Source organism: Vibrio sp. THAF64, assembly GCF_009363455.1.
GTDB classification, from domain to species: domain Bacteria; phylum Pseudomonadota; class Gammaproteobacteria; order Enterobacterales; family Vibrionaceae; genus Vibrio; species Vibrio coralliilyticus.
In genome coordinates this window covers 368,263-393,874 of record NZ_CP045356.1, presented here as the reverse complement: position 1 = coordinate 393,874, position 25,612 = coordinate 368,263, and the positions used below count along the sequence as shown (strand labels likewise).

At 44.4% G+C, this 25,612-nt stretch carries 24 protein-coding genes; 9 read left to right on the top strand and 15 right to left on the bottom strand.

Going from position 1 to position 25,612, the window contains the following annotated elements; genetic code table 11:
• Positions 1-43: 43 nt before the first annotated feature.
• Both FIU99_RS18320 and FIU99_RS18315 read left to right on the top strand, forming a co-directional pair.
• On the top strand, positions 44-1,447 hold the full coding sequence (locus tag FIU99_RS18320; RefSeq protein ID WP_006960768.1) for an FAD-dependent oxidoreductase: 1,404 nt from the start codon (positions 44-46) through the stop codon (positions 1,445-1,447).
• Positions 1,448-1,503: 56 nt separating this feature from the next.
• Positions 1,504-2,397, top strand: a complete 894-nt coding sequence (locus tag FIU99_RS18315; RefSeq protein ID WP_039952067.1) for a LysR substrate-binding domain-containing protein — start codon at positions 1,504-1,506, stop codon at positions 2,395-2,397.
• Here FIU99_RS18315 and FIU99_RS18310 read toward each other — a convergent pair.
• Positions 2,373-3,743, bottom strand: a complete 1,371-nt coding sequence (locus FIU99_RS18310; RefSeq protein ID WP_152472440.1) for an L-serine ammonia-lyase — start codon at positions 3,741-3,743, stop codon at positions 2,373-2,375. The two genes, FIU99_RS18315 and FIU99_RS18310, sit on opposite strands and share 25 nt — an antisense overlap.
• Before the next feature lie 148 nt (positions 3,744-3,891).
• Between FIU99_RS18310 and FIU99_RS18305 the strand changes: the two genes are divergently transcribed.
• Complete coding sequence (locus tag FIU99_RS18305; protein WP_006960771.1) at positions 3,892-4,743, top strand: YdcF family protein; 852 nt, start codon at positions 3,892-3,894, stop codon at positions 4,741-4,743.
• Here FIU99_RS18305 and FIU99_RS18300 read toward each other — a convergent pair.
• The gene (locus tag FIU99_RS18300; protein WP_050778625.1) at positions 4,724-5,389 is read right to left on the bottom strand and encodes a hypothetical protein; all 666 of its coding nucleotides are present in this window, start codon (positions 5,387-5,389) and stop codon (positions 4,724-4,726) included. The genes FIU99_RS18305 and FIU99_RS18300 overlap by 20 nt on opposite strands.
• 224 nt (positions 5,390-5,613) lie before the next feature.
• The gene (locus FIU99_RS18295) at positions 5,614-5,871 is read right to left on the bottom strand and encodes a DUF333 domain-containing protein (protein WP_006960773.1); all 258 of its coding nucleotides are present in this window, start codon (positions 5,869-5,871) and stop codon (positions 5,614-5,616) included.
• 201 nt (positions 5,872-6,072) lie between these two features.
• Between FIU99_RS18295 and FIU99_RS18290 the strand changes: the two genes are divergently transcribed.
• Complete coding sequence (locus FIU99_RS18290) at positions 6,073-7,005, top strand: exopolyphosphatase (RefSeq protein WP_006960775.1); 933 nt, start codon at positions 6,073-6,075, stop codon at positions 7,003-7,005.
• A gap of 55 nt (positions 7,006-7,060) precedes the next feature.
• Here the strand turns inward: FIU99_RS18290 and FIU99_RS18285 are convergent, their stop codons facing one another.
• Positions 7,061-8,077 (bottom strand): GGDEF domain-containing protein, encoded by a 1,017-nt coding sequence (locus FIU99_RS18285; RefSeq protein WP_006960776.1) that lies wholly within the window; start codon positions 8,075-8,077, stop codon positions 7,061-7,063.
• Positions 8,078-8,242: 165 nt separating this feature from the next.
• Positions 8,243-9,178 (bottom strand): chemotaxis protein, encoded by a 936-nt coding sequence (locus tag FIU99_RS18280; RefSeq protein WP_006960778.1) that lies wholly within the window; start codon positions 9,176-9,178, stop codon positions 8,243-8,245.
• A 194-nt stretch (positions 9,179-9,372) separates the two neighbouring features.
• Between FIU99_RS18280 and ppiC the strand changes: the two genes are divergently transcribed.
• Entirely contained in the window at positions 9,373-9,651 is a 279-nt protein-coding gene (ppiC, locus tag FIU99_RS18275; protein ID WP_004745652.1) for a peptidylprolyl isomerase PpiC, read from the top strand.
• A 396-nt stretch (positions 9,652-10,047) separates the two neighbouring features.
• Here the strand turns inward: ppiC and FIU99_RS18270 are convergent, their stop codons facing one another.
• The 5 genes from FIU99_RS18270 to FIU99_RS18250 form a co-directional block, all read right to left on the bottom strand.
• Positions 10,048-10,590 carry an outer membrane beta-barrel protein gene (locus FIU99_RS18270; RefSeq protein WP_006960780.1) on the bottom strand — a complete coding sequence of 181 codons (543 nt, stop codon included), beginning with the start codon at positions 10,588-10,590 and terminating at the stop codon, positions 10,048-10,050.
• 420 nt (positions 10,591-11,010) lie between these two features.
• Positions 11,011-13,566 carry a glycosyl hydrolase family 18 protein gene (locus FIU99_RS18265; RefSeq protein ID WP_006960781.1) on the bottom strand — a complete coding sequence of 852 codons (2,556 nt, stop codon included), beginning with the start codon at positions 13,564-13,566 and terminating at the stop codon, positions 11,011-11,013.
• A 598-nt stretch (positions 13,567-14,164) separates the two neighbouring features.
• Positions 14,165-14,923 carry an SDR family oxidoreductase gene (locus FIU99_RS18260; RefSeq protein WP_006960782.1) on the bottom strand — a complete coding sequence of 253 codons (759 nt, stop codon included), beginning with the start codon at positions 14,921-14,923 and terminating at the stop codon, positions 14,165-14,167.
• Positions 14,924-15,118: 195 nt separating this feature from the next.
• Entirely contained in the window at positions 15,119-16,123 is a 1,005-nt protein-coding gene (gene ltaE / locus FIU99_RS18255; RefSeq protein WP_006960783.1) for a low-specificity L-threonine aldolase, read from the bottom strand.
• A gap of 10 nt (positions 16,124-16,133) precedes the next feature.
• Positions 16,134-16,658: an NUDIX hydrolase gene (locus tag FIU99_RS18250; RefSeq protein WP_006960784.1), complete on the bottom strand. Its 525-nt coding sequence runs from the start codon at positions 16,656-16,658 to the stop codon at positions 16,134-16,136.
• A gap of 275 nt (positions 16,659-16,933) precedes the next feature.
• Here FIU99_RS18250 and FIU99_RS18245 point away from each other — a divergent pair, with 275 nt between their 5' ends.
• Entirely contained in the window at positions 16,934-18,598 is a 1,665-nt protein-coding gene (locus tag FIU99_RS18245) for an ATPase RavA domain-containing protein (RefSeq protein ID WP_006960785.1), read from the top strand.
• Between the two features lie 11 nt (positions 18,599-18,609).
• Entirely contained in the window at positions 18,610-20,055 is a 1,446-nt protein-coding gene (viaA, locus tag FIU99_RS18240; RefSeq protein ID WP_006960786.1) for an ATPase RavA stimulator ViaA, read from the top strand.
• Positions 20,056-20,124: 69 nt separating this feature from the next.
• Here the strand turns inward: viaA and emrD are convergent, their stop codons facing one another.
• Together emrD and FIU99_RS18230 are read right to left on the bottom strand one after the other, a co-directional pair.
• Positions 20,125-21,330, bottom strand: coding sequence for a multidrug efflux MFS transporter EmrD (gene emrD / locus FIU99_RS18235; protein WP_006960787.1), 1,206 nt, complete (start codon positions 21,328-21,330; stop codon positions 20,125-20,127).
• Between the two features lie 213 nt (positions 21,331-21,543).
• Positions 21,544-21,852 (bottom strand): cysteine-rich CWC family protein, encoded by a 309-nt coding sequence (locus FIU99_RS18230; protein WP_080555938.1) that lies wholly within the window; start codon positions 21,850-21,852, stop codon positions 21,544-21,546.
• Between the two features lie 140 nt (positions 21,853-21,992).
• On the opposite strand from FIU99_RS18230, the gene FIU99_RS18225 reads away from it, so the two are divergent.
• On the top strand, positions 21,993-22,253 hold the full coding sequence (locus tag FIU99_RS18225; RefSeq protein WP_019275165.1) for a hypothetical protein: 261 nt from the start codon (positions 21,993-21,995) through the stop codon (positions 22,251-22,253).
• Here the strand turns inward: FIU99_RS18225 and FIU99_RS18220 are convergent.
• Positions 22,246-23,169: a DMT family transporter gene (locus FIU99_RS18220; RefSeq protein ID WP_201765499.1), complete on the bottom strand. Its 924-nt coding sequence runs from the start codon at positions 23,167-23,169 to the stop codon at positions 22,246-22,248. The genes FIU99_RS18225 and FIU99_RS18220 overlap by 8 nt on opposite strands.
• Positions 23,170-23,312: 143 nt before the next feature.
• Between FIU99_RS18220 and FIU99_RS18215 the strand changes: the two genes are divergently transcribed.
• A complete protein-coding gene (locus FIU99_RS18215) occupies positions 23,313-23,768 on the top strand; it encodes an Lrp/AsnC family transcriptional regulator (protein WP_006960791.1) in 456 nt (151 codons plus the stop codon).
• Here the strand turns inward: FIU99_RS18215 and FIU99_RS18210 are convergent, their stop codons facing one another.
• Positions 23,769-24,818, bottom strand: coding sequence for a GGDEF domain-containing protein (locus FIU99_RS18210; protein ID WP_006960792.1), 1,050 nt, complete (start codon positions 24,816-24,818; stop codon positions 23,769-23,771).
• Between the two features lie 78 nt (positions 24,819-24,896).
• Positions 24,897-25,373: a MarR family winged helix-turn-helix transcriptional regulator gene (locus FIU99_RS18205; RefSeq protein WP_006960793.1), complete on the bottom strand. Its 477-nt coding sequence runs from the start codon at positions 25,371-25,373 to the stop codon at positions 24,897-24,899.
• Positions 25,374-25,612: the final 239 nt, after the last annotated feature.

Below are 25,612 nucleotides of genomic sequence, written 5' to 3'. Positions count from 1 at the left end.
ATATGCGTACCTTTTGAGTATCGATAACATAAGGTATTCAGCTATGTCACAGCATCCCTCATTTTGGTTTAAACAGGCTCTAGAGAGAGAGCATCCCCTTGATACGCAATCTTTGTCACAGGACATTACGGTTGATGTGGCTATTGTTGGCGGTGGTTATACCGGTTTATGGACTGCCATCATGCTCAAAGAGCAGCAACCTGAACTTGAGATCATCGTGATTGACAAAGGGCTGTGTGGCAGCGGGGCATCTGGTGCGAATGGTGGCTGTATGCTGACTTGGTCTACCAAATACCCAACGATGAAACGTTTATTTGGTGAGGATGAGGCGAAAAGACTCGTTAAATCATCTGAAGCTGCGGTATACGAAATCGAGCAATTTTGCCAACAGCATGGGATAGACGCAGAACTGCGCCGACAGGGCACTTACTACACCGCAACCAACACCGCTCAACGGGGCGCGATGCAGCCAGTGGTCGATGAACTTAGGCGACTAAATATCAGCAGTTGGCAAAAATGCAACGATGACGCTATCGCTCGGTTAGCGGGTTCTACGAAGCATATTGAAGGGTACTATTCGCCTGCGGCAGGGAGTGTTCAGCCAGCTTTATTGGTTCGTGGCCTTCGCCGAGTTGCTATCAAGAAAGGCATCAAAGTGTTTGAGAATACGCCAATGACGCAGCTTAACTTTGGCGCTCCTGCAACCGTTATAACTCCAAACGGCAACATCACAGCGGACAAAGTGGTCTTGGGCTTAAACGCTTGGATGGTTGAACACTTTAAACAGTTTAAGCGCAGTATTGTGGTGGTATCTTCCGATATGGTCATTACTGAACCGCTTGAAAATGCTCTTGAAAAGAGTGAGTTTGACCGGGGTGCAGCGGTAGTAGACTCTCGTATCTTTGTTCATTACTACCGAGACACCAAAGACGGAAGGCTCATGCTAGGTAAGGGCGGTAATCGGTTTTCGTTTGGTAATCGGGTTGAAAATATGTTTAACCAACCCACTCGATATTTCTCCATTTTGAATAAGTCGTTTAAGAAGCTATTTCCCCAGTTTAAAGAGGCCAAATTTGCCTACAACTGGACAGGTGGATCTGACCGTTCGGTAACGGGATTGCCCTTCTTTGGTCGTCTTCAGGAGCAGAAAAACATCTTTTATGGATTCGGTTATTCAGGCAATGGCGTAGTGCAGACCCGCATGGGCGGAAAGATATTGTCTTCTCTTGTACTTGGGAAAAATAATGATTGGACTCGAAGTGGGTTAGCACAAGGGCCGTTAGGGTCTTTTCCACCAGAGCCGATAAGGTGGCTAGGCGCCATGATGGTGAGAAATGCGGTACGAAGAAAAGAAGAAGCTGAAGATAATGAGCAATCGCCAATAGCCTGGGATAAATGGTTAGCAAAACTTGCAGGAGCTGCGGGTAAAGCAGATAAGGTTGAATAATACGTTTGTCATATAGTCTTGGCATGCTGAACGTTTTAACGGTCAAACTGCCTACCATGCGTTTCATCCCTCCTCTTAACGCTTTAAAAGCTTTCGAATCCGCAGCTCGGTTACAGAGCTTAACCAGAGCTGCGGAAGAACTTAATGTGACTCGGGCTGCTGTAAGTCAGCAAGTTAAGCAACTGGAAACTTATCTTGATGCGACCTTGTTTGAGCGTAAAGGCGCCAAGCTACTGCTAACGCAAGATGCTCAATACTACTTACCGCTACTGACCCAAATGTTTGAATCACTGTCGGTCGGAACAGAGCAACTTTTTCAACGCAAACACCGCCAAATGCTGAAGCTGAGCATTGCGCAAAGCTTCTGTTTTCAATGGTTAATTCCACGTCTCGAAGACTTTCGCCGCGAATATCCCAATGTAGAGCTTAAGGTATTCACCACATCCAACGCTTATCCGAATGGGAGTAACGTAGCGGACATTGAAATCATTAACGGACCTTTACCTCATGATGAAGTGAAGACAAAGCTACTGATGGAAGAAAGCTGGGTTCTGGTTGCGGCTCCGCGACTCGTTACATCCAAGCCGTTGAACACGCTGGAAGAACTTGCCGGGTGTGACAAAATTGCCACAACGGGTTACAAAGAAGACTGGCAATTCTGGTTCGATTACCACCAGTATATGGGAGCTGTAAAAGAGCCTTCGTTACAGTTTGATCACTCCCTTCTTTCTATTGAGTCAGCTGTTGCGGGGTTGGGTGTGCTGTTAGTGAAAGAGTTGTTGGTCGAAGAGCAGCTTATTCAGGGCAGTCTAGTGAAAGTAGGCGATAAAAAAGTGCCCAGTCGAGATGGGCACTATTTATTGCAGCGTGATCTTCACAATCCACTGGCTACTCAATTCTCTGAGTGGATCACCAAGAGTTTAGATTACTCACACGGTGGGGCCATATGAATAACCGCTAACCCGCCAAGTGACGTTTCACGATATTTCTTGTTCATATCCTTACCCGTTTGATACATAGTAGCGATGACTTTATCTAGAGAGATTAAGCACTTGCTGGTTCGTTTCAGAGCCATGCGCGATGCATTAATCGCTTTCATTGCTCCCATCGCATTACGCTCGATACACGGCACTTGCACTAGGCCACCAATTGGGTCACAAGTCATACCCAATGAATGCTCCATAGCAATCTCTGCTGCAATACAGATCTGTTCATTGCTACCGCCTCTAAGTGCTGTCAAGCCTGCCGCAGCCATAGACGATGAAACACCAACTTCACCCTGACAGCCAACTTCAGCACCAGAAATGGACGCATTGGTTTTATAAAGAATACCAATCGCTCCAGCGACCGCGAGGAAATCTTTAATCTGCTTAAGGTCGAGTTCTTTGATAAATCGATGGTAATACATCAATACTGCTGGAATCACACCTGCGGCGCCATTGGTAGGCGAGGTGACTACCTGGCCACCTGCAGCGTTTTCCTCACTGACGGCAAAGGCAAATAAGTTAATCCAATCCATGATTTCCATTGGATCGTTTTCGATTGATTCGTTGGCTTCCAGTTTTTTGAGCAAGTTAGGCGCACGTCGGGTAACATTCAAGCCACCTTCTAGAATCCCTTCGGTTTCAAAGCCGCGTTGCATGCAGAGTGACATGACTTTCCATATCTGTTCTGCTTTGCGGTCAATTTCATCGGCGTCGAAAAAGCACACTTCGTTTTGCAGAATCATACCGCCAAGGCTGAATCCATTTTCCTCTGCCATGTTGAGCATTTCGTCTGCAGAGGTAAATGGATAGGGCACGTCGACCGATTGCTCACTGCCACCATTCTCCAGCTCTGCCGCTGTGGCAATGAAGCCGCCGCCGATAGAGTAGTAGGTTTCAAATGCGAGCTGTGTCCCAAACGAATCATAAGCTGTTATCGTCATACCGTTTTCATGTAACGGCAGGTTGTCGCTATGGAATACAATGTCACTCTCGTAGCCGAATGCAATGGTATGTGCGTCAGCTAATAGCAGCGAACCTTCGTCCAGCGTCTGTTCGAGTGCCTGTTTAGCACTGGTCATCTTGATGGTGTCTGGCCTGTTACCCATAAGCCCGAGTATCACTGCACGATCCGTGTGGTGACCTATCCCTGTCAAAGACAGAGAACCATACAGATCAACCTGTACTCTATGCACTTTCGACAGAGACTCGTTGAGCAGGCGCGTAAAGTGGTAACCGGCCAGCATAGGCCCGTTGGTGTGGGAACTGGATGGTCCAACTCCGACTTTAAAAATATCGAAAATCGACAGCATAAACTAACTTCCTGTTGATATGGCCTGTTGATCAGACTCTATTTAAATATAGTTAACAAAATATTAACCTTGCTAACGCTATCTACAAAGAAGATGTTTGTACAGTACTTCAGCAAGTTAGTATTAATAATTGAGAAGTGAGTAAATAATGAACATTCGTAATGTGGTTATTGTTCTTGGCAAGCGACTTGTTGGCAATGCTCTGACCGCTGAAGGGAAGTCACGTGTTGAAGCTTTGCCAAAGTTACTCAGTTCTTATGACCTGAATGAAACGGCATTGTTGTTTTGTGGTGGTGTGACGCCAGGTCAAACCACATCAGAAGCGATGGCAATGAGAGATTACTTCAAGCAATTACCGTCGGCGAAGATGTTCCATGACTTGAACATTATTCTAGAAAGTGATTCTCAGAATACGGTACAAAACATCCACAATGCTGCATTGAAGTTAAAGCAACTCGGCATAGAAGATCAACGTGTTGATGTGACACTCGTGTCCAATGATTACCATCTCAAGCGTATTTTTGAAATCCAGTCATTGATGGATGAACAGGGCTTGTTGCGTACCCTTAAACAGCACTGTGCAAGTTCTGGATTAAATCTGCATATTGACCAAGACATAGATCAGCATTGCAGTGTTATGTATCCGCATCAAGGTTTGTATGCTCAAGCGTTTTTATTGGTAGATGAGTTGACGACGTATCGAGTTTATTTAGAAGGGGTGGTGAACAGAGCGTTTGATAGGCCGTTAGATGATGTCAGGTGTTTGCCCGAAAAGTTGGCTTTGCGCGCTTTGTCATTACTGGAAGTGTTAAATCTGCCGGTGGAAATACAGGATAAGTTACAGTCCATGAAAGAGGTTGTCCTCACAACAACCTCAGAACTCGACTGTCACGCAATGGAATCGCGGTTGATGTATTTCCACCAAACGTTGACGTGGCTAAACAGGCAACTTGATCCAGAAAATCAGCGAAACTATAGCGTTAACGAACTCTCATGCTAATGCGAGTTTTCACAGCGGCGAGCGCAATGAGGCAGTAACAAAGTAGCTCCATGCTTTCCTCGGACACGTTCTTAACTTGTCGAATGTAGTGCTCGCCCATGACTGAGTGCCAGAAATGTCCCATACCGTACAGACGAGAAAATACGATCAGTAAAACGACGCCGCCAATCAAGAAATTCATGTGACGAGCGTTTAAAATCGTCGCCATTTCGTTGACAGTGTTCTTTCCTCCTCGATAAGCATAAATGCACGCAACAGCAGTGACGGCTAATGCTGGAAGCACCCAAGCACCGTGGAAAATCATATCAAACCAGACATCCATTTCACGTATCGCTAAAACAGTGAAAAAGCCACTAATTAAAGCCGCAGCATGAGTTATGTCTTTTCGCTCTCGCATCAGGCTGTAAAAAGCCCAGACTGAAATCACCAACATCATCAGTTGTAATGACTCCGTAATGGACGCTTCACCAAATCCGGCGTTTAGGTAGCTGAAATCAGCGCGAATCGATAAGTTAACCAAAATGCTGATTGCTACGATAATGAGCGCATTGAGTGCTGATTTATAAATAACTTTTTTGGATTGAAGCGAAATAGATTCGGAGGTAGTTGCTTGTTCCTCGTGCAGTGAGGGAGTTTTTTGCTTCATAATAACATCCAGTGTAGAACGGTATAAATGTGATGTGCGACACATTCTATTCCTCACTTTCACTGTTTTGTCAGTAAAATGTCATAAATAAAACACCGTTCATTAGTTGCATATTGTTACAGATTGAACTGATTGGTAAAGGAGTTATTGGCTGAATTGTCCCGAGACCACTCGAATTAGATGCTTCAAGTGGCTGGGGTGATTAATCGCGGTGGGTGTACGTATTAGCTCTCTGAAGATTTCTGGTGTTGGCGATAGTATTCCCACTGCTCGATTCGGTTGTCCGAAGAAAGGACACAGTAGGTAACACGTTTTTCATTTTCGCTCACGGTTTCTAGTTTCCCGCCTTGCTGCGCACAGTAGACGGAAGCCGGATTGGCAATAGAGGTGTAGCCTTTCACTTCATATTCATCAGGTTCACTAGCGCAGCCAGCGAGTGCTATTGCTGCTGCCGAGGTCAAAACCCAAGTCGCTTTTTTCATTCTCGTTCTCCAATCGAATCAATCAGTCGCATATCGAGTATAGAAGAGTAGATAAAAAACATTGCCTTAAGTTTGTTAAAAGATCGAAGGTGTCTAAAATTAAAATGTACTCATAGTACTTATCTATGAAACAAGTATTGAAGCAAAAGTACCAGTTATTCGAAATGTGTGCATTGTGCTGTGAAAGATAAGGATATAAAGATGTCGGAGCAGAAACATCGTTTAGTGACACGGAGTGATTTTGACGGACTAGTCTGTGCCGTTCTTTTGAAGCAACTTGAACTTATCGACGACATCAAGTTTGTTCATCCAAAAGACATGCAAGATGGCATCATAGAGATAACGCCGCAAGATATTGTCACCAACCTCCCATACGTCGCACAAGCTCATCTTGTGTTTGACCACCATCTATCTGAAATGATTCGAAATCCAGGTGAGAGACCTAATCATATTATTGACCCGAATGCGCCTTCAGCAGCGCGTGTGGTTTGGGAGCATTATGGGGGAGAGCAAACCTTCCCGACGGATTGGCGCGGTATGATGGAAGCGGTTGATAAAGGAGATTCAGCTCAGTTTTCGCGAGATGAAGTGTTGGATTCCACAGGCTGGAACCTGCTTAACTTTCTTATGGATGCCAGAACAGGGTTGGGGCGCTTCAAAAACTTTAGGATCTCCAACTACAACCTGATGATGGACCTGATTGAGTACTGCACGTCACACTCGATCGAAGAGATATTAGATCACCCTGATGTCAGGGAGCGTATCGATCTTTACAAAGAGCATGAGAATTTGTTCAAAGAGCAGATACAACGCTGTGCGACTGTCTACGACAATCTGGTGTTTCTCGATCTTACGGGAGAGGATGTCATCTTTGCCGGTAACCGGTTTATGATTTACGCCCTATACCCTCAATGCAATATTTCGATTCATAAGATGTGGGGATTTCAGAAGCAGAACACTGTGTTTGCGACAGGAAAATCGATATTTGATCGAAGCTCAAAAACTAATGTAGGTGAGCTGATGCTGAAATACGGTGGAGGTGGGCATAAAGCTGCTGGAACCTGCCAGATTGATAATGATAACGCGGAAAGCGTAGAGCGGGAACTCATCGAAGCCATTACTGCAGATGGCTAATAATTAGTGAAAGATTAAAAAAGAGCTCCTAATTGTTAGGAGCTCTTTTTATAGGTTAAAGTGGCATTACTCGGTTGCGCCCGAGTTGTTTTGCTTCATAGAGAAGCTTATCCGCTCGCTCAATGATCGAGTTAGGCATTTCACCCGGTTGCAATTCGGCTACACCAAATGAAGCGGTGATATTACCCACTTGCTTGCCAGAGCGTCTGTCTTTAATCGACAGTTTTTCTACTGAACGACGTAGACTCTCTGCAAATTGACGGGCGATTCTCAATTGCTTGTTGGGCATAATCAATGCGAACTCTTCACCGCCGAAGCGGTAGGCATGGATACCATCACGGCTACTAATCTGAAGGCGCTTAGCGATGCCTTTAATCACAGCATCCCCAAATAGATGACCATAAGTGTCGTTGTAGCTCTTGAAGTGATCGATATCGGCTAGAATCAGGCAAATTTTCTGTTCTGAGCGGCACAGCGTGTCCAAATCATTATCGAATGAACGACGGTTATATAGGCTAGTTAATCCATCAAACAAGGCGTCTTGTTGGACTTCAGCAAGTTGCGTTTTGAGTCGCTGAATTTCTTCGGTTGCCGTTTCGAGCTGGTTATTCAAAAAGTTAGTTGAGTGTCGGATCTCTTTAGATTCAGCCACTAACTGACGAATGACTTTCATCACTTCGTCGATAGACATGGCTTCATCGTCAACTTTTTCAAGGTTTTCAAAACTTTTGTCTATTACCTTAGAAAAGTGAGATGTATCGGCCAATGTATCTGTCATCGAAGAGGCTACTTGCCCAACCAGCACTTCAATGTTGGCCCGCAGATCTTTGATGTCAGTTTCTGCTCTGGCAGCGACATAATTATTATAAAGTTGCTCACCTGCTGCTGGTGGGCATATGCCGTAGTTCTCCAGAATGGTCTCGAGCTCACGGTTCATTTGAGGAATGGCATTCTCCACGTAGGTATACCACAACGCGTAATTGGCTGGCGTTGCGGCTACGTGGTTTTGCATCATAAGTGGGACAGCTTTTTTTAAGTTAGCGGTCGATTTTTTAAAATCGTCTTCTGTCATCTGATTATAAGAATTCTACGTTAACTACCGATTAACTTAAGATTAGCGGATTTACACCTGAGATGCTTGAGTTAATGTCAATAAAATTTGAATATTTAATAGAATTGATGAACTTACCGCAACAAAGTTCATCATACTAAAGTCCAGAACGCTTAACTTTCGGTATTACACTGCGACTTCAATTCGTTCTTTTGTGCTTCCTGATTCGAGCATGGCCGCACCTCTCAGCATAGCCTTAATTAAGTCACCTGCATTAAACTTCTCAAGAGCCTCATGTGCGCCAACCTGACGAGCTCTGTCGACACAAATTTCACTCGATAATGAAGTGTGAAGAATGATGTAGGTATTACTGAGTTGCTGTTCACTCTGGGTTTCAAACGCCAACTCATAACCGTCCAATCCAGGCATTTCAATATCGCTAACAAGAAGTTGAATTGGCTTGCCTCGTTCCGCTTCTTCTCGCATCAGTTCAAGCGCTTCAATGCCATTGTTTCGGATCTGATAAGAAATATTAATACTATCGAGTGCATCGGCGAGTTGTTTTCTTGCAATAGAGGAGTCATCAACGAGTAAAATACTCAGTGCTTTGAGCCGCTCTCGTTCGATATCGGTCAACATCGGAATCTTAGTAGATTCATATTGAGGGTAAATTTTCGACAAAAGGAGCTCTACATCGAGCATCTGTACAATCTGTTCTTCGAATCGCGTGATACCCGTAACGAAAACATTGCTACCTGCTGATTGAGGGGAAGGCTCAATAGAGCGCCAGTCACATTCGATGATTTTCTCAATCGAACGCACCATGAAGGCAACAACGGTTCTCAGACAATCGGTGACGATTAGATAGCAAGAATCGTATTCTTCTGGCTGGATTGGTCTAAAACCAATAGCGGCAGGCATATTAATCACAGGGATGGTTTTATCACGAATGGTGACTGTACCAATTACATGGTGATGTGAGTAAGGAATTTGAGTTGTCGGTTGATAAGGGACAATCTCACGAACCTTTAGTGTACCAATCGCAAATAGCTGTTCACTGCGAGTTAGCGTGAACATCAACATGCCTTGAGACTGATTTGCTTTACTGATTGTTTTTGCCATGACGGGCGTTTCTCAAATTTGATACTTTATAATATGAGATGGTAACGCATCTACGGTTCGAATCAATTAAGATAGGTCAATTAAGTCAGATTCTTTGATAGTTTGTGTGGATATTTAGTTAATAGGATGGTGATTCCGTGCTATTTCGTTACAATATGCGCCCTCAGATAGGCCCAATACATTGAGATTTTGACATGGCAAATACAGCGGCAGCTTTACACATTTTGGTAAAGCATAAAGAACAGGCTGAAGACATCATCAAGCAGTTGAAGAAAGGTGCGAAGTTTCAGACTCTGGCAAAAAAATACTCCACATGTCCATCTGGTAAAAAGGGTGGTGATTTAGGTGAGTTTCGCAAAGGTCAGATGGTTCCTCAGTTCGATAAAGTCTGCTTTAGCGGAGAAACGCTAGTACCACACTTAGTGAAAACCAAATTTGGTTGGCATGTAGTAAAGGTGCTATATCGAACTTAGCATAACTTTTATTCCTCTCAAAAAAGTAAGTACATAACCGTGTAACCTCCAGATTATTAAGGGGGGGGCATGGTGAAAGCTCTAACTGTTTAAGCTTTACAAATCCGTTGATTGGCTCATGTAGCCATACGGTGTTACTGTCAGTTTCGCCAGAAACAAACCTATTGATTGGATTTGTTTCTGGCTTAGTTACGTCAGTAATTGGAGTATGCTCAATAATACCGTAACCATTATCTTATTGATCTACGTAAGGAATATCCTTAATACCAATGTCTGGAAGGTTGTCTTTATCCAGATCATCTTTATCAGTGGTTGAACTATCGGTTGAGCTAATGTTTAGCCATACACAGACAGTAGGGCGAGTAATACTAGTGATTTCTTCATCATTGCTATCGTTTAGAACCGGAAACCGAAGCTAAGGCTAACTTGTGTAGGATCTGCGTATACAACGCTACCGTGTATACCGTGTTCGTAGTCGTACCTTAGAAACTCAAGGTTGAAATACACTTCATCCTTAACAATAACTGAAGTACCCAGACCGTAGTATGGAATTACGCTATTTGCTGATTGTGTGTAGCCGTTAGATAAAACATCACCGGTTGAGTACATCATGCCAAGAGGTAAGAATGGTTCTACTGATAAATACTCATTTACTTGGAAAGCCGTTTTTAGGCGAATACCACCTGTGTAATTAAATAGGTCTGCATTGTAACCGACACCATTAATGTTCTCGCTAGAGCTTGCGTGGTAGAACGCAGCGATGAAATCAACGTTCTTATGAAGACCAGTACCACCTTTGATGTTAAGGCCATTACCATCGGCTGTACCAGCGTCAATATTTGTGTAGCCAAACTCAATAAAAGACTTAGTTTCATCAGCAGTTGTGCCAAAAGAGAGTGAAAGAATAGATACTGCCAGAGCTGATTTTAGTTTAGACATAACTTCTTACTTAAAAAGCTTCCCTCTGAATAAATCTAGCGATCTCCATGCGCCAGATACACAATAAAACGGTGTTCAATATAGTGGGTGTGATTATATAGAGCAATTGCTCAATCGATAAAAAACCATTAAAAAGTATTGCAAAATGTGTGGATATAATTGGAGATGAATATAACCTTCAACACCATCAATTATTGATATGTTTTCAGTTATCATTCAGGAATCATTGGTTCTTTCTAAAGGGGGCGGCGGAGGCTCGCACTCGGTGTATTGAATGGCAAAGTAAGATTAGAGAGTTGTCCGATGCGTAATATAGGAGTAGCTTCTAAACTGTGGTCTAAAATTAGGTATAATAGGACTCAGGTTTTTACCGCACTTAAAAAACACCCCGCACTGGCGGGGTGTTTTGGATCTAGTGAATTATAGTTCGGTCCAGGCTTGGTCCCAGTAAAGCCCTGTACCCGGTGCGTAGGCCCATGCTTCTCCTGCACACCATCCTGTGTATGGGTGAGGTTTACACTCGTAGCTGTTTCCTGCGTTAGTTACGCGGTCACCAGCCTCATATGCAGTACCTTCAACATATTGAGGGTATTCTCCCGGGTTACCACCATCACCTTTGGCTTTGACAAGAATTGAGAGACTTGCAGTGTCAGAGTCAGTTCCATCAGAAACAGTCACTGAAACTAGAACATTGGTATCTTGCGTAAACTCAGGGGCAATAAAGCTTGCACTGTTGCCATTCTCATTAAGCGTAACGTCAGAGGAAGACCAGCTATAGGTTAAGTTGTCACCGTCTGCATCAGAGCTACCTGATGCATCTAAAACAACATTGTCGCCAGCTTCCGCTTGAGTAGGACCACTGATATCAGCGACAGGTGGTGTGTTTTCTGGCTCGCTGCCAAATTCGGCTTTGACGTTAACTGTGTCATATGAGGTTGCATTTTCATCATCCTTCACAGTTAGTTTAAAGCTATAGGTGTCATTTGCGCCTGTATCCGGAATAGAAACAGTTGCAACAGCTTTGTCTGCATCGCCGATGTTAAGATCATTGCCGGCAATCTGTTCCCATTTGTAGGAAACGATACTGCCATCATTGTCACGCGAGCCTGAACCATCAAGCTGAACAACTTGAGCAGTGTTGACAACGATGTCATCACCCGCGTCGGCGACTGGCGGTTGGTTGCCCGGCTCTCCACCTTCAAGTAGCCCACGTTGCATGGCATTGAGGATATCGCCGTTGTCTCCATCGATCTCCCATGAGAACAAGCCCGCAAACCCTTGAGAGCGCACATAAGCTGCTTTTGCTTCAACAGAACGAGCATCATCATAGGTGATCACTTCACCGGTAGACTCTTTATAGAGGTAAGGAGCTTTTGCTGGCTCGTCGTAGAATTGTTCAACACCAGATTTACCTAGGTAGTCCGTGACGATGTCTTTGTAGTCGATCACGCCAGCCTCCCAGCTGCCAACAATTGGGCCGTTGCCAACGCCAGTAATAGGATTGGATGTATCCGTCATACTATCTCGAGTGACACCGCTCCAGCCGCGACCATACATTGCAGCACCTAATACGAGCTTGCTTGGAGATACACCTTGCTTGAGCAGTTCTTTTACGCCGTTATCCGTAGTGTATTCTGGGCCGTCATCAGGTGTTAATGTTCCTTCACACTGAGCTGCTGTGATGTGCGAACCACAGTATAGAGCAGCTTGATGACCAAGGTTGTTATCCCACGCCCCGTAGAAGTCATAAGTCATGACAAAGAGGTAATCCATGTACTGAGTTGCATCTGGGTAGTGTACGTCTTCGATTTTATCCCATCCCGCCCCAATAGCTGAGGTCAGCTCATACGTTCTCCCAGTTTCAGCGGACAGAGTATCAAGCATTTGGCGTAGCTCTTTCATCAAATCAACGTACGCTTGGCCATCTTTTTCTGGGTCACCTAAGTCTGGGTTTGCTCCTGTACCACCAGGGTATTCCCAGTCAATGTCAACGCCGTCATAGAACTTCCAAGTAAGAAGGAATTCTTTGACAGATGCGACGAAGGTATCGCGATTCTTTTTGTCGGTGAATCCGAAGAAGGGGTCGGACAGCGTCCAACCACCGATAGACGGGAGAATTTTCAGATCAGGGTAGCGTTGTTTTAATGCCATCATCTGACCGTATGTTCCTTTAATCGAAGAATCGGCAGTGCCTGGTAGGCTAGAGCCAAAAGCGCCCCATTGATCATGAACGACGACTTCGTAGTCTTGAGAATCGCCACAAGCTAGTTGAAGTGCTCTTTGCGAGTTTTGATCGGTTAATGATTCATTTGGACCACAGATAGGCACAAATCCGTAGATGATGTGTGTCAGATTGTCGGCTGGAATGTTATCAACCGTGAATTTGCGATCATACTGGCTCCATTCGACAAAATAGGTACCCACAACTGTGCCGTCTGGTTGTGGAGGGAAAGATTGGTTATTGCTGTCGACATTCATAACCAGCGGTGCCATGCCTTTGCCGTCAGTATCCGTCACCGTAATTTGGTGCACGGGAGAAGTCGAACACTCCCCGTCAGCATCACATATGTTGACAGTCATATCATATTGGCCTGCTTCATCTATCTGTACTTGCGTATCTCCAGAAAAAGCAGATCCTGTAGGACCATTAATTGGGGCAGAAAAGATCACTTCATTGTTAAGCCTGACTTGCCACTCGGTTGCTGGCGTCCCACCGTTGTACCAAACATCCCACTCAACAGGAAAGGTAACTTGTTCATGCCTCACCACGGTTTTCTTGTATGACTGTTGGCCTGCTTCTCCGTTAATCTCAACAAATGATTGGCTTTTTACACTGGTCATGTTCCAGTCTAATGCTGCTGCAGAGGGAGCCGCCTGCACATTGACACTGGCCGTACCTAGACTGAGTGCAATCACTAAAGATAGAGGTTTCAGTATGCCTCTCTTACCAAACTGACGACTTTTATTCTTATCCATTGTTCTTTTCCTTTAATTCAACCCTATGTTCAAGCCTGAAAATAATTTCAATGGGAACTTATTTAGCAGACTAATTTAATCTAGAAGGGCTTTAAAAAAGGTTAAAAAGGCAATTTTTCAATATGGAACTAATGGTGGCAATTAATATTATTTCATAATTGATTATTGGACTTTCCCTAAACTAGGTGGCAGTCCGAAATAGAATTAAAGCTCTATTATTCTCGCTAATATTGTTAAAAATGGATGGTGGAGTTTTGACGGCTTTGGCGGAGTGGTTATATAGCTTAATAGACATCAAAGAAATAGGTCTATTTAACTTTAAACTTATTAATAGCTTAATGGTGTTGCTAAATGACTGTATTAAACTGCTTGTAGTTTGATTTGTTCGACGGTTCTTGGCCAGTCATTAACTGTAAATCATCATAAAATAACATGGCATAGTGGCAGTTTTATTTAATTTGAGTAGGGCACATCATGACGTGTTCGTCCTTCTTGTGGATTAAGCAAGCTTGAAGTGTGAGTCAGCGAGAACGATTTATGTTTCTCGCTGATTTGAATAGTTGAGTAACTCGAAGCCTATGGAACGATATTGAAGGGGTCAATAAGCTCGATTAAAACCGCCGTCCAGCACGATGTTTTGACCTGTCATGTGGTTAGCGATGGGCCCGAGCAGCGCTAAAATACCATCAATGACATCTGTTACCGATGCGTATTTTCTAAGTGGGATATTAGACACTTCGTTCTCCATCAGTTCTTCAAACGATAGATTCTGGTCGAGAGCTTTTTGCTCCATCTTCTGCGTATAGCTTTGAGTCATTACACCACCAAGGGAGAGGGTATTAACGGATATACCTTTCTCGGCCAGTGACAACGCCATGGTTTTCGCTTGTCCGACCCAAGCGCTGCGTAAGCAATTGTTTATTGAGTAGTGTGGAAGTGCGGCTTTGGAGCTGATTCCTGAAACGAAAACGATGGAAGCTCTCTCCTTCAACTTATCTTGCTCGACAATCTGACGAAGCAAACGCAGGGGCGAAATAAAGTAGTTATTGAAATACTTTTGCCACTTTTCATCGTCAGGAAACACTTCTTTGGAAGGTGGGATTCTTGGGATAAAGAACACCACACCATCAAACTTATCAGAGTCTTTGATTGCTAAAGCACATTCATCAATGGAACTGGGACTGAAGAAATCGAGTGCACTCGTTTGTACGGGGTGCTGAAACTCATGGCTAGAGACAATATCATCTAGTTTAGAAATATTTCTTGCGGCCAAAAAAAGTGAATGCTCTTGAGCGAGCTCGAGAGCTAAGCTAGATGCGATTCCGCCTGTCGCACAAGTGATAAGATAATTTTTCATATAAGATGTTCTTCGTACTAGCAGGTTTGTTTTCAGGATATGTTGATAAACACTATTCTTTTTATTGCTTACTGAGAATCCGACACAATAATATCGTTCGGTACTTTACGGAAAGCAATCTTATTTGTATGTTCTCACCTATAGAAAAAGCCAGCCACTTATGTGACTGGCTTCTAAATTGAGTAGTGCCTAAAACTACAAATACGCTTTCAGCTTTTCAACAAGCAACTTAATGTCAGTCTCAGAAACGTCTTTATGAGTCACAAAGCGTATTGGGTTTCCTGGCGAAACGGTAATGCCATCTTCGCTCAATTTATTTGCAATAGCGTGGATATCAACGTTGTCGTCCAGCTTAGCAAATACAATATTAGTCTGAACGAACTCAGGGTTGACGTGGAAACCTGGAAGTTGACTCAGTTCTGTGGCTAGCAGTTTTGCGTTGGCATGGTCAACTTTCAGCTGTTCGACTTGTTCGGTCAACGCCAGTTTACCTGCAGCAGCCAGAATGCCAGCCTGACGCATACCACCACCGACCATTTTGCGTAATCGGCGAGCCTTAGCGATATAAGCTTTGCTGCCAAGAAGTAATGAGCCGATAGGTGCAGAAAGGCCTTTTGACAGGCAGATTGTCATCGAGTCAAAGTGCTTTGCGATTTCTCGAATATCAACATTGAGTGCAACAGCTGCATTGTATGCACGAGCTCCGTCTAGATGGAGTGATAGGCCGTGTTGATCAACAAACTCTCGGGCTTGTGCGAGGTAAGACAGTGGAAGCACTTTACCATTGATGGTGTTCTCTAAGCTTAATAGTTTAGTTCGAGCAAAATGGCTATCATCTGGTTTGATTGCTGCTCTTAGTTTGTCGAAATCAAGGGTACCATCTGGGTTATTTTCGATGGGTTGCGGTTGAATAGATCCTAACACGGCGGCACCGCCAGCTTCGTATTTGTAGTTGTGGGCCTGCTGGCCACACAGGTATTCGTCACCACGGTCGCAATGTGACATCAAACCAAGCAAATTTGCCTGTGTGCCCGATGTGGTAAAAAGCGCTGCTTCAAACCCGTGGCGCTCTGCAACCCACGCTTCTAATTCATTAACGGTCGGGTCGTCACCGTATACGTCATCACCGACTAACGCGTCAGCCATGGCTTGTCTCATTGCTTGGGTGGGTTTGGTGACGGTATCCGAACGGAAATCCATGTGCTTTCTCCTATATGTATCCACACAGTTTTGCTTTACTTAAACATGCGATCGTTTTGGCATCGGTGATTTCGCCTTCGATAATCTTTTGTTCGATTTCGCTAACAGGCAGAGACAACACCTCAATGACTTCATCATCGTCGCAATTAAATCTTGTTACCTCGGACAGGCCTTTTGCGACAAACAGATATTGAATCTCGTCGCAAAACCCAGCCAAAGGTGTGACTTGCCCTAGAGATATCATGGTTTCTGCGCTGTAACCAGTCTCTTCTGCTAATTCTCTTACTGCACAGAGCTCAACAGGTTCGTTAGGTTCAATCGTACCAGCCGGTAATTCAAGTAGCCATTTTTTGAGAGAAGGGCGGTACTGATTAATTACAATAATATTGCCATTATTTTCTATCGGTAATATGACGGCTGCGCCAGGGTGAGAAATCGTGGTGTGAGTAATGGTTTTACCATTAGGTAGTGTGGTTTGCTCTTCCTGAAGGGAGATACCCTTCCAAGTGTGTAGAATATTCAAAGGTGTGTCCATAGTATTCTTAACGTGACTCATTAATTGAGATGCGGCCTTACATTACAGCCTACAAATAGTGAATAAAAGGTTAATAAGGGGTGTGACTCAAATATGAGACACTCTCCCAGTGACTTGTCTCCCAAAATTGCAAACTTTGATTTCAACAAGTTACGTGAAACTGGCTTCTGTTATAAAGATGGGTCAAAACTAAAAAATGCACTTGTAACAAAATGATAACAAATGTATAAAAGTATACATATATTCAGTTCTGGTCGAAGTCAGAGGAGCGCAGAATGATTAGCCCTACCAGAGTCTCCCACTCGCAAAAAGCGTTGCTCTCTGAACGAATTAACAAACTGGCTCATGCCTTATCCGATGGTGTCTACGAGCGTGAAGATACCATCAAAATGTGTTTGCTCGCGGCTTTGGCGGGTGAAAGTGTTTTCCTCTTAGGCCCTCCGGGCATCGCAAAAAGCCTCATTGCGAAACGCCTTATCCAAGCATTCGACAATTCTTCCTATTTTGAATACTTGATGACTCGTTTTTCAACACCTGAAGAGGTGTTCGGACCTCTGAGCATTCAAGAACTTAAGGATAATGGACGCTATTTACGCCTGACAGAAGGGTATTTGCCGACGGCTCAAGTCGTCTTCTTGGATGAGATTTGGAAGGCTGGCCCTGCGATTCTCAACACGCTTTTGACGGTGGTGAATGAAAAGACCTTCAAAAATGGTAGTGATGTAGAGCGTGTTCCAATGCGTCTGTTGGTGTCAGCATCTAATGAACTGCCGGATGAAGACAGTGGTCTGGAAGCGCTATATGACCGAATGTTAGTCCGCATCTTTGTTAATCGCATTCAGAACAAACAAAACTTTAAATCGATGCTGACAGTAGGTACGCCGCAGGAAGCACAAATCCCTGAAGGCTTGGCAATTACTGATGAAGAGTATCATTTGTGGCAATCTGAGCTTGAAAAACTTGAACTGAGCGACGAAGTATTTGAAAAACTTTATGAGCTCAAAGAAATGCTAGAGCAATCAGCGACCGAAGGGATGGGTGTTGATGTCTCTGATACCGATATGTATGTCTCAGACCGCCGTTGGAAAAAAGCCGTTAAGTTGCTTAAAGCAAGTGCCTATTTTAATGGTCGCGATAGCGTCAATCCACTCGATCTCTTGCTGTTGCAAGACTGCTTATGGAACAGCCCTGAGTCAAGAGAAGTGGTGCAGCGAGTCGTGAAAGAGTTTGCTCTTAAACAGGCTTTTGACCAACAAGAAGTGGAGCAACAGATCAGCTTATGCCGTGAGGAGTTAGCGGAAGTTCAGGAAGAATTAGAGTCTGAATTTGGTATTATGTTGTCTATGGAATCGACCACGGGCTTGTTAAAGAAACAAATCCATAGCTATGACATATCGGATGCAAAAAGCTATAAAGTGGGTAGCGCCTTTGATCTAGTCAAACTGGTGCTACTGCAAAGCAATATGTCAGTGTCTGAATCTGAGAAAGGCGACAGCCGCTGGGTTTACGTTCCGAAGAATGAACTGGAGCGCGTGATTAAAGAAGGCCATGGAGATGTGTACGGGTATGTGAATCAGAACACCAATATGTGCCGTTTACGTTTTGATATTGATGCTGGCAATAATCTCGTCATTAAAGACATCGCTAATCGCGCGGTATTGGTTTCTGTTGTTACGCGGAAAGGTCTCGACGACGGTCTGTATCAAAGTTGGCTGACTAAGTCAGAGCAGGCTTTGGCTCAGCTTGAACACGCCGAGCATCATCTGCTTAAAGTACGTTCTAACTTTCATGGCGCTCTCCCACATAGTTTTATTGACCAAGACTTACCTCGCGCGATGGAAGCCAGCCTCCAGCACATTCAGCATGTTCTGGAATCGACAAAAACCGAATGCGAGCGCACGGTTCTCCGTTTTAGAAACCTAAATCAATTCTTCTCTTAAAGGAGCGATGAATGTTAGGAGCTGACGGTTTAAACCTAGCGTTAATGATTGCAGACTCAGGGATCATAGACTCTGCGGTCAACGACCTAATGGCTCGTTCTCAAGTCATGGCGATCACTGAAAACAGAGGGATGAAAACGAAAGTTAAAAACCATCTGCTTAAGTGGCGAGGTAGCGTAAAAAAACGCATAACCAAGGTTTGTGAAACAGAGCGATTTCAGCAAGAACTTGCACTTTATCAAGAAGTCATTCATTGGGATGAAGCAACATTCTTTGAACAGATCCCCGATATTATCAAGAAGCTTGAATGGCACTCAGCATTCTATCTCCAAGCTCGCCGCTTGATGGAAAAGAACAAAGGGGTGAACAACCCGATGTTCCCACATTACTTCTGTGATCAGTGGTATCAAAGCCTATCTGAGGCGATTCGTCAGGCTCAGGTAACAGAGCTAGAAGCAAGCAAAGAAAAGGCTTTGAAAGATCTCTATCAGCGAATGGAAACCATGAAAAACATGGATAAAGTCACTGAAGAAGGGGATGAAAACAGCGTTGGCCGCTTATGGGACATGGCAGCGGCTAAGCTGAGTAAAACAGATTTGTCCGTGATGAAGCGCCATGCTGAGTTTCTGAAAAAGAATCAAGGGCTGCAGGAAATCGCGGAAAAGCTGGGCCGCATGGCAGGTCAGGTTGATGACCCAGATTTAAATCGTGCGCCAGCTGAAGAGCTACAAATGGTCGAGGAAAAGTCAGACGAAGCGACAGACGACATTGTTGGTATTCATGAAAGCGATGATCTTAACAAGCTGCTACCTAACGAAACCATGTTTTTGGCTTACCCTGAGTTGGAAGTCGTGTTCTATAAGCATTTAGTTGATAAACGTTTAATGAATTATCGTATGCAGGGTAAGTCTCGTACGTTGCGCAAGGTCAAGGCGCATAGGCCAGATAACAAACAAGTCGATGTTGAAAAGGGGCCTTTTATTGTTTGTGTGGATGCTTCAGGCTCGATGAGCGGCTTCCCTGAACAATGCGCGAAAGCAATGGCGTATGCGCTAATGCAGATTGCACTGGCGGAAGATCGCGACTGCTTTGTTATTTTGTTCTCTACGGAACAAATCACCTATGAGCTGACGAGACAAGATGGTTTACGAGAAGCGAGTGACTTTCTCACATACAGTTTTCATGGCGGAACAGACTTAGAGCCAGTGCTAATGAAGTCTATCGACTTAATGGGTGGCGATAGATACAAAAATGCCGATATGGTAGTGATTTCTGACTTTATCGCGCCCAAGCAATCGGATGAAATGCTGGCGAAAGTCGCTAAGCTTAAAAAGCGTAAGAACCGTTTTCATGCTATTAGCTTATCCAAATATGGCAATCCTGATCTGATGTCTATGTTTGACCACAGCTGGGCTTATCATCCTAATCTGGTCGGCAGGATAATGAAAAAATGGTAACGGCTAATTGGTCTTAACCGAATCAGACTAAATAAAAAAGGAGCAGTTCATGCTCCTTTTTTATGCTGGTTAGACTGCCAAAGGCATTTCATTGGAAGGATCGCGCTTGTGATATACACGAATCAGCCCGAGCAACGCCAGCAATGACATGAGTAACATTAATGCACCCACTGGCATCTGGTCATGCGATGGGATGACTGAGGCGGCTAGGGTGGCTAAGCCTGCACCTAAATTCTGCATACCGCCCAGAATGGCTCCTCCGGTTCCCGCATGGTATGGAAAAGGTGACAAGGCACCCGTGGTTGCAGCAGGGAATAGAACGCCAGCCCCCAAAAAATAGATAGTCGCCCCGCCAACCAACGTCATCGCGGAGGTTTGTCCCATTAGTCCTGGCACAAGTACAATGAGTGAGCCAAGTACGATGGCTAGCAAACCAAACATCATCGAAAGTTTCTCGCTTCTTCTAGATGCAATGACGCTAGACAGCGCAGCGCCGACGAGGTAACCAGGAATAGGCAAAACAAATAACATACTCACCGTCGTTGCTGGTAGCTTTAACACACCACCAAGTAGAACGCCTGCGGCGGCTTCAAAGATGGCCACACCAGAGAATGTTGCCACGAGGCACATTAAATAACCCTGAAACCTTTTGTTGGAGAGCACAAAGCCATAGCTACGTAGTGCAGACTCATTGCGTCGACTCGCTTTAGGCAAGGTTTCTTCGAATCGGGTCATCATGGTGATCACCACTGCGATGCTAAACAATGCCAAGAACATGTAGCTAGAGCGCCAGCCTAAGGTTTCGGTCAGATATCCCCCAAGAACAGGGGCTAATAGTGGAGAAAAAATCACGCACATACTGATCAAGCTGTTCACTTGATGAAGCTCTCTGCCCGAAAAGACATCTCGTGTTAGGGTTCTCGACATAGCGCCACCGCTGCCAATTCCCAGTCCCTGGATAAAGCTGCCAGCAAGAAACCACTCGAATTGTTGTGCAAACAGAGCAACGATTGCACCGACAATATAGATCAGCAAACCAGCAATAATAATCGGTTTCCGGCCTAAACGATCGGATAGCGGGCCATAGAAAAATTGAGAAAAACCGTATGGTATTAGATAACACGCCATGACTGCCTGAAGTGCAGCGGGTGACACAAGAAACTCATCTGCCATATGACCGATAGACGGCACATACATGGTTTGAGTCATCTGACCTACCGCGGTCAGTATTGCAATTAAAAATGTCAGTTTGATAACTTGAGATGATGCGGACATTTTCAGACATACCTAAATTTAAAGCGCACGAAACCACAGGTGCTGTGTAATGCAACCCTAACTAAATAAAGAAAAAATGGATGGTTTAGGCGCAGAATATTAGAAGGAGATTGGTTTGCGTGCAATTGAAAAGTGTGATCTTAAGCAAGATTAATTTCTATGATTTGGATTAGATAAACTAATCCAAATTTTGAGAGGCTACTGAACGAATAATTATTCTAGAGGTAGTTGGTTGAGGCACTTTCTACACAAGCAAGATTCATTGGACGGGAGAGAAGATGTATCTCGCTTTTCGAGAGAAAAACACCAGCAGGTGTTTTTACCCGCGCTGATGTCGCATTGGGCTGGCTCACCACAGGAAGGGCAGGTATGGCTTGTGGTGCTTCCTTGAAGCGCATCCATAACGGTGTCTCTTTCATCATCTGAAAGGTGACGCCAGTTGACGATTTCATCAATGGTTCGATGGCAACCGCTACATATTCCACCATTATTTTTGCATGCAGCGATACATGGGGTTTTCAAAATGGTCATCCGAGCAAAGAAATTTCGCTGCAGACTATACCGGACTCTGCGTGTAACAACAAAAAATCAGTTGTTTTTGATAATGATTCCCACTAGTATTTGTTGCAAATGATAATTAATATCAAAAAGTAGTTTTGTTGATGATTTCTTCGCTTGCAGCGTCAGTCTTTATAGTAGGGCTAGGAATTAAAATTCGTATCTCCCGCCTACAGATCGGGATTTGGTTGCTGTTTACGCTCATACTCGAACAGTTTGTCACTAATATGGCACTGCACGTTCTAGTTTCTATGTTTATCGCTTCTCCCTTCCTTATCAAAATGGAGAACAAAGCTCTTGCGCGCCAGATTTACGTTCTGTGTGTTCTCGTTCCCAGTTTAACGCTGATCCCTCGAATCATTTAAATTTTGGCGGCTGATACAGCAGAGAAGTGTCTTGCTTCATAAATATATTACTGGCGATCAAGCTGCCAACACACACCATTCCAAGCGCAAACCATCCCAATAAGGTGGGCTGTTCATTGAACACAGGGATAGCAAGTAACGTCGCTATCGCGGGCGTTGCAGCACCAAACGCAGCGGTGCGTTCAGCGCCCAATACTGAAATCGCATGTAAATAGGTAAATGCAGCAACCAGACCCGCACCAATGCCTTGTAGGGTGATATGACCAGCGAGTTCTTTCCATGGCCAGTCGGCCACACTGGTCGCGATTAAATGACTCTTGAGCATGCCACTGGCGATAAGGGTGATTAATCCAAGTGTCGAGAGTAACGAAATAACTCCCGCAGCAACTAAAGGGTTCAGATTAGAAACTCGCGCGCTAATAGTAAACGTTGCCCACATCATGCTCCCCAACAGGAACAGAACGTATCCGGTCAATAAGCCATTGCCAGAGTGTCCAAAGCCCTGAAAGAGAAAAGCGGCGATGCCACCGAGCACTAGCATAAGTCCCAAAATACGGTGAGAGCTTAACGGTTGTCGAAATAGCACTACCGCAATGCCTGACACGAAAAGTGGCAGTGTGCCCGGTATTAACGCGCTGCCGTCGGAAACTGGCGCCAGCTGCATGCCTGTCCCAGCAACAAACAAATAAGGCAAACCACAGCCAACAAACATCCCTAGCATGTAGCGCTTCGGTACTTTTTGAATGAGTTTTATTGATTTAAGTACCAAAGGGAGCAGCACGATACAAGGGATGAGAAATCGAGCCAATGCGATATCTGCTGTCGTGAGCTCCGAATGTGCGCCACCACGAAGTGAAAGAAAAAAGCCAGACCAGAGCAGCAGTGTAGCAGCCATTGCCAAGTAACCTGAGATCATAACGTTGTTAGTATATTAATTTGGTGTTAGTAATTATGAGTCGTTTCTTAAGACCAAATATGGCAAAGTTAACTAATAACAATATGAGTATTAGCTGAATCAGCTAACTTATAAATGAAAGTTGCTATTTAGAGGCGTGAACCATGGATAGGATCGATCAACACATCTTGATGTTGTTACAAAAGGATGCCCGTCAGTCGACAGCAGATATTGCCGACAAAGTCGGTTTGTCACCTTCCCCTTGTGCTCGAAGGATTAAACGGCTTGAAGAAGAGGGAGTGATCGCCAGTTACCGTGCAAGCTTAAGTAAAGATAAGGTTGGGGTTGGGATGACGGTATTTGTCGAGGTCAGCCTAAGTAACCACCAAGCCTCTTCTATCGATGACTTCGAGCAAGCTGTTCGGGATATGGAGGAAGTGGTGAGTTGCCACGTTGTGTCTGGTGCTTATGATTACCTTTTGGAAGTTGTCAGTCATGATCTGGCTGGGTACGAAGCCTTTACACGTAAAATCCAGCGCTTAGAAAATGTTAAGGATATCCATACACACTTGGCAATTCGACAGGTCAAAGAAGCTCGACAACTGCCCATATTCAACTAATTAGCGAGACGCGCGCTGATAAGTGCTCTGATTGTCATTGTCCACACGATCTGGTTGGGAAAACAGTGAAACACGGTCGCGCCCCAGGCTTTTTGATTGGTAAAGTGCAATGTCAGCGCGTTTGACCCAATCTTCGATAGTTTCAAAGGGTTGGGACTCCGCCACTCCTGAACTGAGGGTCACTTTGGCTTCTTGTGGATAATCGCTCTCTTTGACGGCGCGGTTGATTGCTTCCATTGAAGATTCAACGGCATATTGATCGGCTTGAGGGAACAACAAAAGAAACTCATCGCCCCCTAAACGAAACAACATGGTTGAGTGTTCGGTTTCGGCATCAATAATTTTTACCACCTGCGTAATGACTTGGTCACCGACATCGTGCCCATAGAGGTCATTAATCGTTTTAAATTTGTCGATATCAATAAGCGCTATTGACGAGGTTGTATAGAGCTGGCGAATGTTCTCAAGTGAGCTCTGTAATTGGTGTCTGTTGTAAGCGCCGGTCATAGGATCCCTTACTAACAAGTAGCGAAGGTCGGTTTGTAGCTGTCTGACCGCTTTCACAACCACATGGACAATGACCGCGGTCGCGAGTAAGGAAAATGCATAGCGAGAGGTTTCCGATAATTCCTGATGAGGTAATACGGCAATGGTGCAACCCAGACATACCACGATATTAGCAATAGTGGCAGTGCGAGCTGGCAGAAGAAATACAATGCTAATGATGATGGGAAACACCCAGTAAGTGGCCAATGTGCCAAAGATGTTCACTGCCATAATGATTGAGGTAACGAGAAGAGCCAAAGGGATAAAATGCCCGAAGAGGCCGACCTTGTTATAGATAATGGCAGCAATTTCAAGAAGCAAGGTAATCTCAAACGCTAGCAATACAGCGCCGAGCATGGTTTCACCTATGAGAAGATTTTTGATTCCGAGTGGAACAAAGAAAATGAGCGTGATAGCGGCGATGAACTTCAGAACTTGTTTCTGTTGTCTGATGTCGAGGATAGCATCACTCTGTCGGGTCTGAAGCGTCTCGTTTTTCACCATGCAACACCTTTGGCTGTCCTTTACGCCTTTATAAAAAGTAAGCCTAAAGTGTTGCTAAATCAATTCTGGTGCGGGTGGTTATTCTGGCTTAGTAATACTTCCTAGCTCAAGTACAGGTGCTACATCGATATCCTCAGCATTCATCATTGAGGAGATACGTTGCACCGAAGAAAGAAGCAGTGATTGTTCCCATTCTTCCAGTCGCTGAAACTTATTGATGAAGTTTTGCTGCAAAGGCATTGGCGCTTGGTCGAGGACTGCCAGCCCTTTTTCTGTAAGGTGTGCGTGAACCTTTCGCTTATCTTGAACGCTGCGTACACGCTTGACCAGCTCTTGGCGCTCTAAGCGATCCAATATTGTCGTTGCAGTCGCTTGACTCATATTAGTATGGTTAGAAAGCTCTCGAATCGTCACTTCTCCAAGCTCTCTTATTGAGCGCATTAGAATCAGTTGCGGGCCTGTTAACCCAGACTCTTTACTTAGTCTTTTCGAGTGCAGATCGATGGCGCGGATAATCTGTCGAATAGAGATAAGAACTTCTTCGTGCTTTTCCAATGTTAATCCTTAATGAGCGAAGCGTTTGGAGGCGAGAAAATACATGAAAATTCCCTCGAAATGAAGCCTGAAAACTCATAAATATCATACTTATTTCTCATATTAGTGAGGGAATGAATAGTTATGAGATTTGAGAAGAAACTTTTTTGTGTAAATGTGATGTTCTCAAATGTTTAGAAGTCAAAATGAATATGGGGTGAGAGATAGTTGATTGTTGTGTGAATAGTAGGCTCTTGAAT

What these genes read in the sequence shown, in the direction of transcription:
- FIU99_RS18320 (WP_006960768.1), top strand. Translation starts at nt 44, where the DNA reads ATGTCACAGCATCCCTCATTTTGGTTTAAACAGGCTCTAGAGAGAGAG.
- FIU99_RS18315 (WP_039952067.1), top strand. Translation starts at nt 1,504, where the DNA reads ATGCGTTTCATCCCTCCTCTTAACGCTTTAAAAGCTTTCGAATCCGCA.
- FIU99_RS18310 (WP_152472440.1), bottom strand. Translation starts at nt 3,743, where the DNA reads ATGCTGTCGATTTTCGATATTTTTAAAGTCGGAGTTGGACCATCCAGT.
- FIU99_RS18305 (WP_006960771.1), top strand. Translation starts at nt 3,892, where the DNA reads ATGAACATTCGTAATGTGGTTATTGTTCTTGGCAAGCGACTTGTTGGC.
- FIU99_RS18300 (WP_050778625.1), bottom strand. Translation starts at nt 5,389, where the DNA reads ATGAAGCAAAAAACTCCCTCACTGCACGAGGAACAAGCAACTACCTCC.
- FIU99_RS18295 (WP_006960773.1), bottom strand. Translation starts at nt 5,871, where the DNA reads ATGAAAAAAGCGACTTGGGTTTTGACCTCGGCAGCAGCAATAGCACTC.
- FIU99_RS18290 (WP_006960775.1), top strand. Translation starts at nt 6,073, where the DNA reads ATGTCGGAGCAGAAACATCGTTTAGTGACACGGAGTGATTTTGACGGA.
- FIU99_RS18285 (WP_006960776.1), bottom strand. Translation starts at nt 8,077, where the DNA reads ATGACAGAAGACGATTTTAAAAAATCGACCGCTAACTTAAAAAAAGCT.
- FIU99_RS18280 (WP_006960778.1), bottom strand. Translation starts at nt 9,178, where the DNA reads ATGGCAAAAACAATCAGTAAAGCAAATCAGTCTCAAGGCATGTTGATG.
- ppiC (WP_004745652.1), top strand. Translation starts at nt 9,373, where the DNA reads ATGGCAAATACAGCGGCAGCTTTACACATTTTGGTAAAGCATAAAGAA.
- FIU99_RS18270 (WP_006960780.1), bottom strand. Translation starts at nt 10,590, where the DNA reads ATGTCTAAACTAAAATCAGCTCTGGCAGTATCTATTCTTTCACTCTCT.
- FIU99_RS18265 (WP_006960781.1), bottom strand. Translation starts at nt 13,566, where the DNA reads ATGGATAAGAATAAAAGTCGTCAGTTTGGTAAGAGAGGCATACTGAAA.
- FIU99_RS18260 (WP_006960782.1), bottom strand. Translation starts at nt 14,923, where the DNA reads ATGAAAAATTATCTTATCACTTGTGCGACAGGCGGAATCGCATCTAGC.
- ltaE (WP_006960783.1), bottom strand. Translation starts at nt 16,123, where the DNA reads ATGGATTTCCGTTCGGATACCGTCACCAAACCCACCCAAGCAATGAGA.
- FIU99_RS18250 (WP_006960784.1), bottom strand. Translation starts at nt 16,658, where the DNA reads ATGGACACACCTTTGAATATTCTACACACTTGGAAGGGTATCTCCCTT.
- FIU99_RS18245 (WP_006960785.1), top strand. Translation starts at nt 16,934, where the DNA reads ATGATTAGCCCTACCAGAGTCTCCCACTCGCAAAAAGCGTTGCTCTCT.
- viaA (WP_006960786.1), top strand. Translation starts at nt 18,610, where the DNA reads ATGTTAGGAGCTGACGGTTTAAACCTAGCGTTAATGATTGCAGACTCA.
- emrD (WP_006960787.1), bottom strand. Translation starts at nt 21,330, where the DNA reads ATGTCCGCATCATCTCAAGTTATCAAACTGACATTTTTAATTGCAATA.
- FIU99_RS18225 (WP_019275165.1), top strand. Translation starts at nt 21,993, where the DNA reads ATGATTTCTTCGCTTGCAGCGTCAGTCTTTATAGTAGGGCTAGGAATT.
- FIU99_RS18220 (WP_201765499.1), bottom strand. Translation starts at nt 23,169, where the DNA reads ATGATCTCAGGTTACTTGGCAATGGCTGCTACACTGCTGCTCTGGTCT.
- FIU99_RS18215 (WP_006960791.1), top strand. Translation starts at nt 23,313, where the DNA reads ATGGATAGGATCGATCAACACATCTTGATGTTGTTACAAAAGGATGCC.
- FIU99_RS18210 (WP_006960792.1), bottom strand. Translation starts at nt 24,818, where the DNA reads ATGGTGAAAAACGAGACGCTTCAGACCCGACAGAGTGATGCTATCCTC.